Consider the following 10,349-nt stretch of genomic DNA (forward strand, 5'->3'; position numbering starts at 1 on the left):
AATTTCAGGTAAATTGGTCCTTGCTACTGGTACTTCACCAATCTCAGACAAAGTGGCGATAATTGTTGGTGCTTCAATAATTTCAGGTAAATTGGCCCTTGCTACCGATGCTTCAATAATCTCAGATGATGTGGCGATAATTGTTGGTGCTTCACTAATTTCAGGTAAACTAGCCCTTGCTACTGGTACTTCATCAATCTCAGACGAAGTGGCAATAATTGTTGGTGTTTCATCAATCTCAGGTGAACTAGCACTAACTACCGATGCTTTACTAGTTTCAGGTAAAATGGCGGTAATTATTGATGCTTCAACAATTTCAGGCAATGCTAAGATGGAATGATTTTCTGTAAACTCGCTGGTAATATCCTCATCACGTTGTAGTGAAGTCACATTTGCTGAGATATTAACAGCTATACCAGACTGTGACTCTGAAGTTATTAACTCTTCATTATTATCAGAGTTGGTGAATAAACTAGGTGTGTTTTCAATATAGGTTGAAGTAGGTGTTAACTCAACAGGTGCACTGGCTAGAAATTTACTTGTAACACTCAAATCGATTTCCTGACTTTTCCCGGTATCTGGAAAACCTTTCTTGTCCAACGAGAGAGGCTTTAAATTCTCCCCATCTCCTTGTAATGAAGTAGGCTGGAGGGTTAGTTCTTGCGTTAGATTTTCTACATCCTGTGAAAAATCATGATTAATTTCTTGTTTTCCTGCAATTGGTTTTTTTACAAATGAAGGTTCAGAATTAGATTGTGATTCTACAGTATTTTCATCATTTAACGAATGAAAAATTAATGTGGGATTACTATTAACATCAGGTGAAGTAAGTGCTGACGGTAAAGTTAAATAATTTTCGACTCCAGGATTGTCTGTGACAAAATCATCTGGGTTATTTTTTAATATTAAGTCTGTTTCAATAACTGGAGTTGCCTCAAAATTACTATTTATATTTGTCAACTCTTCTTCCTGCGATGGAGAGATTAAAGTTGGTAAGTTCTCTTGAGATTGGATTAAATTTGTTTGAGTAGTGCTAATTTTATTGTCAAGGATAGAAGAAACTTTATATGCTTCAATATCTTCTTGGGAAGCTGTTGGGCTGACTGAACTATCTAAAACATTACCTGAGTCTGATGCTTCGGTGATTATTATTTGATAATTATTGGGAACCTGATTAGACGGAGTAATTGTTTTTTCTACATTATTAGTCAAAGGATATTCTATAGGTGGATATTCGACTAATTCAGTTGTATTATTATCTAAGCTAATCTTCTCTTGTAATGGTAAAATGCTTTCTGTCACAGGCAACTCTACACTAGGAGAGCTAGATGGAAACTCAGAAGTTGGGTGCAGATTATTGCTAAGAGTATTCCTAAATAAAGTCGATGTATCTTCAATTAAAGATGGAGTGTCTACTGTTGTACCCGTAACATAATTATTGTTATTTATAGTGTTCTCCGAAGCACTATCCAACTGTAAATTCGGGGTTTCTAAGCTAGCTTTAATCGATGGAGATTCTTCGTCATTAATAGTAATATTATTTTCATTAATAAATTGTTCGACATTTTTAGCCATCGATGATGTGATAGCCTTTTTAGCTCTAGGTTTTGATTTTGACTTTTTTGCTGCTGGTTGTTGAGATTTATTTGTTTTTTTTGATTTAGATTTACTTTTGATATTTAATTCTTGCAAAGTGTTATTACTCGTATTTTTTTCAATACGAGTCGGCAGTATTGCTGGGATACTGTCTTTTACTGGCTTATTACTATTAATAGTACTATTATCTAATGGAGCTATTGAATCATAAGAATCAAACTCAATTACGGAAAACTCACTATTTATATCCTCAGCATCCCAGCTATCCCAACCTATGAATGGTTGAATCGATGGCTCATAATGACGAGATAAGAAAAACTTAGCGGATGTGACTAATGGTGGCTTAGTTTGTATTGGACTGATAAAATGACTTCGTGAATGCAAAGAATGAGATTCTTTTTTCAAGCTCATTCTTTGAGGATTCGACAAAGGTGATATTATCCCAAGGGGATGAATACTGTTTCCTAATGAAGATGAAATAATTTGCATAGTTATTGTTGAATAGTAGCCAATTAACTAGAAACGAAATATCCGGTTTTTTGATTTCGTTGTACAGAAGAACCTCCTCCTGTAGACCTTGCTATTTGTAAACCTTCATAAGCTAAAGTTAATTCTTCAATTGCAACTGCTTTTCCATCTGCTTGGAGTGCAGGTGTTTTCCAGGTGATGGGAATAGCGCCAATCAAAGTCCAACTCATCATCGTTTCACCAGCTTGGTTAAAAATCAGAATATTGACATTGCGCCGAGATGTTTTCTTTTGTTCATCAAAAACTGCATTCATCCAGTTCCAAAAACCTGGATGATCGGTAAATCCTCGCTTAAGGGTTATGTCTGCAAATTCTGTATGACCTAAATAAATTCTTTGCTGGTCGTTGACACCACCTTCCTGAAAAACATTTTTCTTAATTTGAACACTTAATCCTGTACATTCAGCGAAAGATGCAGCAATAGAACTGTCTATTTCTACATAGAACCGATTAGTAGTAACATAATTTAATTCGTGAGTAATGTTGCCGTTATTAGCGCCTGTAGCCATCACAACCACCTTTGAGAATCATAACTACCTACCCTTTCTCGCTGCGATCGCAGGTCTTCTAGCAAAAGTTTATACACGTGTTCTGTAAGTTGGTTCATCATCTGTGAATCGTTAAGATATTTACTTGCCGTTTTAGCCGCTTTGCTTGCATCAGATGCCGCAAAAACCCCGGCATATCCAGCCATACCGCCAACATCTCCATCGAAAGTGAAAAAACTTTGTTGCTGTTTTGAGTCCATAAATAAAAAATCTCTCCTAGAATCCAGGCTAAAGGTACAGCATCAGAATCAAAAGTAGCCAAAAGTCGAACTTAGTTTTTGCCTAAATTTAAACTTTTGAGGAATTGTGTAGAAAATGCGATTGCAGTACCCTAGATGTTAGTAACAGTAAAATCATTCATCTAGCTACTCCTTGGGTAACAGGATAAGAAAATGAGAGAATATGTCAGCCGGAAGAAACAAACTAGTACAGGCTTCTCAATTCCATCCCTGAAACACCCTACACGCGGATTTGGTTTGGAGTCGTCGGCAATTTCACGCCAAGCAGTTCCTGAAATACAACCACTCCAGAAACCAGTTACTCACGATATCAGTCACATACCACTGCGTACCCAAGCAAAACTCTCAATAAGCCAGCCTGGAGACATTTACGAACAGGAAGCTGATAGCGTAGCACAGCAGGTAATGCAAAGAATGGCACAACCTGTAAATGGCCAGTCTATTCAACGAGAAGTATTACCAGAGGAAGAGGAAGAATTGCAGATGAAACCTCTGGCAAATTCCATCACGCCTTTGGTGCAACGAGAAGAAATGCCAGAGCATGAGGAAGAATTACAGATGAAATCTCTGGACAGTAGCACACTGCAACGGGAAGAAGTGCCAGAGGATGAGGAAGAATTACAGATGAAATCTCTGGACATTAGCACATTGCAACGAGAAGCATTGCCAGAGGATGAGGAAGAATTACAGATGAAACCGATGGTGCAGCGTCAGGCTAAGGCTGGGATGGCTGCTGCGCCTGATCTGGAAGCGTCCATTAGCCAAGCAAGGGGTGGTGGACAGGCGATCGCAGACAACATCCGCAAACCGATGGAACAGGCGTTTGGCGCAGATTTCAGTAGGGTGAAGGTTCACACGGATGGTCAATCTGACCAGTTGAATCAGTCAATTCAGGCGCGTGCTTTCACAACGGGGCAGGATGTGTTCTTTCGGCAGGGGGAATATAATCCTGGGAGTCGGGGCGGTCAGGAGTTGCTGGCGCATGAGTTGACCCATGTGGTGCAGCAGAATGGTGGGGCTGTACAGCGATCGCCGAAGCCACAGGAGAGGGTAGGACAACTCCCAACTGGCAAAACCGAATCCCTAGTAGCAGGAGATGGGGTAATACAAAGATACATAGAGATATCGAAATTTTTTCTGCTTTTAGACAGATTAAAGTTGGAAAACAACTTAAGACATAGGCTCATGCACTGGAATTCAGTGGGAGTATTCGATGAAGTGCAAGACAATGAAGAAAAATTAAAAGAAAAGATGCTTGAATTTCTTAATATTTCTGAAAATGTGGGTGGAGGGGAATTAAAACCGGGGCAAAAACACAAAGACGACTCACTGCCGGGATGGTTAAATTATTTCAGTGAATTTAAAACACCCCTACCAAATAATTGGGGAGAATTGAGTTTCAAAAAAGGATTTGACAGACTTACCGCTCATGGTTGGATTTCGGACAACGTAGTTTTACCTAAAGAAGAGTTTCCGAAAGGTGTAGCAGTTCATGTAATTTTAGCAGTAAGCGAAACAAACAGCTCATCAGAAAAAGTAGTGATAAACCCTCATGTCACGGTAAGAGTGAAAGCAGTGCAGGATAAATATGACCAGATAGCATTAATAAATGACCAAAAAGCAATGACAAACGAAAATAAAAATATCGGACTGGAGGGTACGAAAAATTCCCTTAGTATCGGTATTAAAACAGATCGTGAAAAGGCAGATACTAACGCGAGTCAAAATATCGGTAAGCCAATGGAGGATTTGAAGAAAGGCTTTACGACAGATTGGCTTAAGGAGATAGTAGATAATGCGTGGAAGGCAGCCCAATCTGACCAGGCGGTGAAGCCCACGAAGGAATTTTCAATAAAATAGAGCGATCGTCAGACTCTTAATACTAATACCACTAAAGTTTAAGAAATTCCTTTATTTCCACGATGATAACGAACTTAATGAGTGTAATTGCCTATGTTGTAGTTATTTGGCGCGTTGCATTCATTAACGTACCAAATAACTATAAAAGTGCGATCGCATATCTTTATAAGGTGGATAAATGACCATGATTCCTGATGAAATTGTTAAATTATTAGAACTTACCCACTTTACCTCTCACCATGCGATCGCCGCTCTTGTAGCGATTGTCTTAATAGTCTTGCGATCGCTCATGTATGAAAATTAATTTAGTGCGATCGCCCCATCTTCCAAATTATTGTGGCGTGCATTAACCAATTGCAGTGTCAAACTCAGGTTAATTTATGGTGACTCTCGCGAAAATTGAAGGGTAGTTGATCGATCAACTACCCTATGAAATTTGACAGCTTTTTGCAACCCTTGTGCATTCGTCAAAAGTTTTACTACACAATATACACCGTAAAATTGACTAGATTGTCCTGACCAAATCGCAGTGAATCTCCATTAAGCAGGCGATATTGCATCCCAGGAGTTAAAGAATTGTTGTTTAAATAAATACCATTTGTACTCATATCAACAATCATGTATGCATTTTGCGACCAGTCCCAATCGACTCGTGCGTGACGACGAGATACTATTCCCTCACTGGGGATACCAGTCAAGTCAATTTCGGGTGGTGCTATTCCTGGACTCTGACTGCGACGACCAATATAACCTCCTTCCCCAACGAGATGAAATTCTCTACCAGTGCTATGAATCAGCTTTAAGGCTGGCGCTCTTTGAGACGGAGGGGTATAAACTGGGGGTGTTGGTTGATAAGCAACCCGTGGCTGATAGACTGTTGAATAATCAACGGGGGCTTGTTGAGGAGCTTGGTAATTAGGTTGCTCTGTAGGCGGCCGCTGATACTGAACAGGCGGAGGTTGGTTAGACGGTTGTTGACTAGGCTGTGGTTGAATAGGTGGTTGTGGTGTAGGGGAAACTACATTATTCACAGGGCCCACAGGAGTGGAACACCAGGGACAAACCTTAGCATTGTTAGGCAGGGCGCGGTTAAAATATTCGCAACTAGGATTAGGGCACCGATTTGCAGGCATAGGAATTTATATCATCAGGCATAGGTTGTAAAGCTACAAGACCTACTTTACTAAGTAAACACTGACCCTGACGAGTGGTTAGCATCTGGGCAAATGTAGAACCACCAGGCAGGCGGCTGCTGTCTTTAGGGTACACTACAAAAATAGGGTATCCCAGGGGGTAGCTTTGGAAAGTTGTGACATCAACATAATAATCATCATGTTGACACAAGTCATCTGAGGGATTAATTGAGCGGCGATCGCGCCTTTGAAACAGAGGTTGAATTGCTGACTTTTTACCATCTGCGATCGCTAGCGGATAGCCAGTACACTGACTCGAAGTTTTACTGATAATACCAAAACTGATAATACCAGTGGTTCGCCCCTCTAAAGTCTCACTGCGGATCTGATTTTGGGTTTTTGTTGTATCAAGTTTAGTAACTTTCGTTGTAAATAAAGCTTCGTCTTGAGGGGCATTTTTGAGAATTATTTCTTTAAATTTACTGATTGCTTCTGGTTCAGTTGGAGCAAAAGGTTTCACAGTCAGATTTGGAAGTTTGGGACTAATTTGCTGCCAATTGGTAATTTTACCTGTGTAAATTTGCCGCAATTGCTCAATATTTATTTGCCCACCCAAAGCATTAGCAAGATTTGAGTCTCTTTTATTAAATGCTACAAAAACAAGTAATCCATCATAAGCAACTTGTTTTTTAGTAAGTTTATCTGTGATGTTGTCTGTCAAACTAGTAATTGCAAAATCTTTTTTGCTTGTTTGGACTTCTTCAATACTTTTAATCGGATTATTTATATTGGATGACAAAATAGATTCATAGTTAAATGTTGCTGTTGCATCTGGCTTTGGTCTGGTCAACAAATCTCCTAAACGACTGTTGTCTACCGATTGCGTCAAAACAAAGCTCCATGTACTGTCTTTTTCTCCTGTGTAAATAAATTGTCCAGAAGGGACGTTAGGGACTTCAGAGAAATTCCGCACAAGGCTAGACCAGAGTATATATTGATTAGGATTATCTGTTTTCTTGCCCAAAAGCCAATATAAAATTCCCCCACAAAGTAGTAATAAAGCCAGAATCCCTAACAAAATTAAAGGCATTGGCAAAGGCTTTTCTATTAGTTGAGAAGCTGGAGAACGCACCGAACTATTACCACGATCTTCTTTAGGAAGTTGTAGCAGTGCTTGACGAGCCGTTTCCGCATTATCGAAAGGAGTTTCTAGCCCCATTAAACGATAAATAAACTGCTTCAAATGGCTATCTGTATCTGGCCATTGTTGATTATCTCTAGGGTCGAGAGGCTGGTTGGATAAAAAATTAATTGTTCTTCCTGCCCACAAATAAAAGGCTAGCAACCCTAATGATTCTAAATCTTGTTCGGGTCTGACGGGTGCGGGTTGAGTAACAATAGGTGGAATAAATAAGTTTTCCCAGATAGCTAAATCGCAAAAGTATATAGAGAACTTTTGATTATTTTCTACTTTAATTAAAGTACTATCTAAATTGATGTTGCCGTGAGTTATACCCAGTTGTGTTTGATTGGAGGGGAAACGCAGCTTTTGGGTGTGGAGAAACTGGAGAGTTTGTAAACCTTGATTTAGTACCTCACGCACATCAAGAGATGTCATTGCTCCCTTTTCTATGAGATACTTACCTAAAGTTTGGGATGACTCTATTCCTTGAGTAATTAAATAACAACGCTCTCTTTTTTCATCTGCGATCGCTTCTTTAGTTTCTACAAGACGGAAGTTTTGAATTCTATTATCGGCTAAACTTACCCCACCTACCCGTTTAAAAGTATCTTTGCGCTTTTGAGTCTCGCTTTCATTAAAAGAACGATTGGGTAGTAGGTATTCTTTGATGATGACAGGTTGTTTGTCCTTGAGTTGGATACCTGAGTATAAGCGGCCTAAACCCCGCACACCAATAAAACTAGCTATTTGATAAGTCCCCTGATTTCCTTTAATCTCAGCCTCCTGTGGTAAAGTTGCCGGAAAACCACATTCCAAGCAAAACTTAGCTCCCTTGATTTGCTGCGCCGTTTGGAAGGGGCGATCGCAACTTAAGGGAGAATTGTACGAACAGGGGTATTCTTGATAAAAAGATTCAAATGAAGGCATATAAACAATTCAAAATTCAAAATTTAAAGAGCTATCAAGCGTGAACTAATCCTAACTTGAGGGCAGCCACAATAGCTTGAGTCCGGCTAGTAACCTTCAATTTTTCAAAAATACTGGTGAGATGCGCCTTAACTGTAGCAACTGTTACATATAAATGTTTAGCGATTTCTTCATTAGAAGCACCTTGAGTTAACCAATATAAAACCTCTTGCTCTCTTTCGGTTAAACGCACTTCATGACATGCTTTTAGACAAGAATCTGAGTAAGCCTGAAAAAACCGGAAAAATCGACTAGCAACTTCTGAAGGTAGATAAATTTCTGCTCTTGTAACAGTCTCAATCGCCTCACACAATTGTGTTGCTACACGATTTTTAAACACATAACCTGCGGCTCCCGCCTGCATTGCTCTAAAAATCCAGTCATCTTCTTGATGAGCCGACAACACTAAAATCTTGCCCGTGTAAGCAGTTTCCTTAAGACGTGCTAAAACTGTAATCCCATCACATCCCTTCAATTGCATATCCAGCAAAATTAAATCTGGACACTTTTGGGCTGTAAACTTTAAAACCTGCTCCACAGAATCTGCATCACCAATAACTTCTACAGGTAAGGCAGAATTAATACTATAGAAATTGAGAAGAGTACGTAATCCTTGGCGGAACCGTTCTTCATCATCTACCAACAAAACCGAAAGTTTATTATTCATTTTTGTTAATTACGAATTATGAATTACGAATTAATTACCGCTCCTTGGTCGAGGTAAAATTATAGAGAATTGCGCTCCACTTTCTGATAAAACTTGTGCCCAAATACTTCCTTGATGATCCAAAATAATCTTCTTAGCAATAGTTAAGCCTAGTCCTGTACCTCCTTTACGCCGAGAATAAAATGGAGTAAAAACTTTTTGTAAATCTTCTTGAGATAATCCTGTACCTTGGTCGGAAATTTTAATTAAAACTTCATCTTGAAAAATTTGCCAGCTACAGGTAATAGTTCCTGAATTAGGACTAAAATGGACAGCATTACTGAGAATATTGTCAAATACTTGTTTCATTTGCAATCTGTCTATTTTCAGTGTTGTTGATGTATCTGGAATCGATATTTTAATTTTTTTATGATTAATTAGGGGTTGTAAATTTGTGATACTTTCAACAACTAAACTTCTTAAATCTTGGAGTGTTACCCTTAATTTTGCTCCTTGTCCACAATCAATAAGCTCGTTTAAATTAGTATCTAAATCTTGTATGCTTTCGCCAATAATTGTTGCTTGCTCTTGCCAAGGACTATCTTTTAAGCCTAAGCATAAGTTATGTGCATATAATCCTATAAGCCCTAGAGAGTTACGTAATTGATGTCCTATTCGATGCAAAACATCTTCTAGGAGTTGAATTTCAGTTTTTTGTCTTCCATAGTCTAAGTAAATATCTACATACTTACTCAAGAGCATAGCAGAGCGTTTAACAGACACTTGCAAACTCTCTAACAGAGGTTGATGAGTAATGATTTGAATGTATTCAGGTTTTTGATTTCTATAGGCTATGGGGCAAATGTAAGAAATGGATGAAAAATCCTTAAGTTTAAATTCATGCAAAGTCAAAGCAGGTGGAAAATTTGTCAGCCATGCTTCTGAGCGCAAATAATCTAAAGTTTTTCGAGAAAAAGGAGCTTGGTTTTGACCATAACTTATAACCTCCTGATGATTTTTCTGCAAGCAATCATGATAGACAATCCGAGCGAAAATAATTGGATATTGACTAGTTAACTGCTCAGACTCTAGCTGACAAAAGCTCTGAATATCTGAGGAATTCAAATAATTCGAGCCATTCTCTAGTTTTTGTACAGAAAAGCCTAGTGTCATAGCTTCACTCGCTTTTTGCAACTAAATGTTTTAATCTTCTGCCGATCAGTATAAAATTATGCAGTCCCAGGAATGTTTATTTTTTTGTTAAGTTATCTTGTTCGATATTAATACAAATAATTATTAAGTTTTGATTTGGATGCACCTCCCCTTTTTCTTTAAGTATATATAGTATCCAGTATTGTTATTTGAGATACAAGTAAAATGCCCTGCCCACAAAAAAATGTAGTGTATCCCATTAAGAATTGCCCCAGACTAATCTACAAACTGAAATTACTGCTTTTCGGATTTTTGAATCTAATATCTTCCAGTTCCCTCAATCATCATTCTGGGAAGATTGGGGAATGGGTAATCAAGACTCAGGAAGAGTTTTTCAATTCCCAATGGCGTTGTTGCGTGAATGGGAAAATTGACACACCCAACCCATGATTGGAGTAGTAACTAGTCTGCGACTTTGTAACTGTCAGGCTTACCTAG

General features: G+C 38.6%; 9 protein-coding genes. 2 read left to right on the forward strand and 7 right to left on the reverse strand.

Annotation, left to right across the window (positions count from 1 at the left end):
• The 3 genes from V7K42_RS03295 to V7K42_RS03305 form a co-directional block, all read right to left on the reverse strand.
• Positions 1-2,085, reverse strand: a 2,085-nt coding sequence (locus tag V7K42_RS03295; RefSeq protein ID WP_334913508.1) for a hypothetical protein, incomplete at its 3' end; no start/stop codon positions are given.
• A 23-nt stretch (positions 2,086-2,108) separates the two neighbouring features.
• On the reverse strand, positions 2,109-2,633 hold the full coding sequence (locus V7K42_RS03300; RefSeq protein WP_322645474.1) for a phage tail protein: 525 nt from the start codon (positions 2,631-2,633) through the stop codon (positions 2,109-2,111).
• The gene (locus tag V7K42_RS03305) at positions 2,633-2,872 is read right to left on the reverse strand and encodes a hypothetical protein (protein WP_334913509.1); all 240 of its coding nucleotides are present in this window, start codon (positions 2,870-2,872) and stop codon (positions 2,633-2,635) included. The genes V7K42_RS03300 and V7K42_RS03305 overlap by 1 nt, the downstream gene beginning before the upstream one ends.
• Before the next feature lie 192 nt (positions 2,873-3,064).
• Here V7K42_RS03305 and V7K42_RS03310 point away from each other — a divergent pair, with 192 nt between their 5' ends.
• Together V7K42_RS03310 and V7K42_RS03315 are read left to right on the forward strand one after the other, a co-directional pair.
• Entirely contained in the window at positions 3,065-4,771 is a 1,707-nt protein-coding gene (locus V7K42_RS03310; RefSeq protein ID WP_334913511.1) for an eCIS core domain-containing protein, read from the forward strand.
• A gap of 178 nt (positions 4,772-4,949) precedes the next feature.
• The gene (locus tag V7K42_RS03315; protein ID WP_334913513.1) at positions 4,950-5,075 is read left to right on the forward strand and encodes a hypothetical protein; all 126 of its coding nucleotides are present in this window, start codon (positions 4,950-4,952) and stop codon (positions 5,073-5,075) included.
• A 175-nt stretch (positions 5,076-5,250) separates the two neighbouring features.
• Here the strand turns inward: V7K42_RS03315 and V7K42_RS03320 are convergent, their stop codons facing one another.
• Genes V7K42_RS03320 through V7K42_RS03335 form a run of 4 tightly spaced genes read right to left on the reverse strand, consistent with a single transcriptional unit; the run spans position 5,251 to position 9,725 of the window.
• Complete coding sequence (locus tag V7K42_RS03320) at positions 5,251-5,904, reverse strand: FHA domain-containing protein (protein WP_334913515.1); 654 nt, start codon at positions 5,902-5,904, stop codon at positions 5,251-5,253.
• Positions 5,882-8,014, reverse strand: a complete 2,133-nt coding sequence (locus V7K42_RS03325; RefSeq protein ID WP_334913517.1) for a substrate-binding domain-containing protein — start codon at positions 8,012-8,014, stop codon at positions 5,882-5,884. Before V7K42_RS03325 ends, V7K42_RS03320 begins: the two co-directional genes overlap by 23 nt.
• 34 nt (positions 8,015-8,048) lie before the next feature.
• Complete coding sequence (locus tag V7K42_RS03330; RefSeq protein ID WP_334913519.1) at positions 8,049-8,720, reverse strand: response regulator transcription factor; 672 nt, start codon at positions 8,718-8,720, stop codon at positions 8,049-8,051.
• Positions 8,721-8,750: 30 nt separating this feature from the next.
• Positions 8,751-9,725 (reverse strand): sensor histidine kinase, encoded by a 975-nt coding sequence (locus tag V7K42_RS03335; protein ID WP_334913521.1) that lies wholly within the window; start codon positions 9,723-9,725, stop codon positions 8,751-8,753.
• Positions 9,726-10,349: the final 624 nt, after the last annotated feature.

It is taken from the genome of Nostoc sp., assembly GCF_036917455.1.
Taxonomy (GTDB): domain Bacteria; phylum Cyanobacteriota; class Cyanobacteriia; order Cyanobacteriales; family Nostocaceae; genus Nostoc.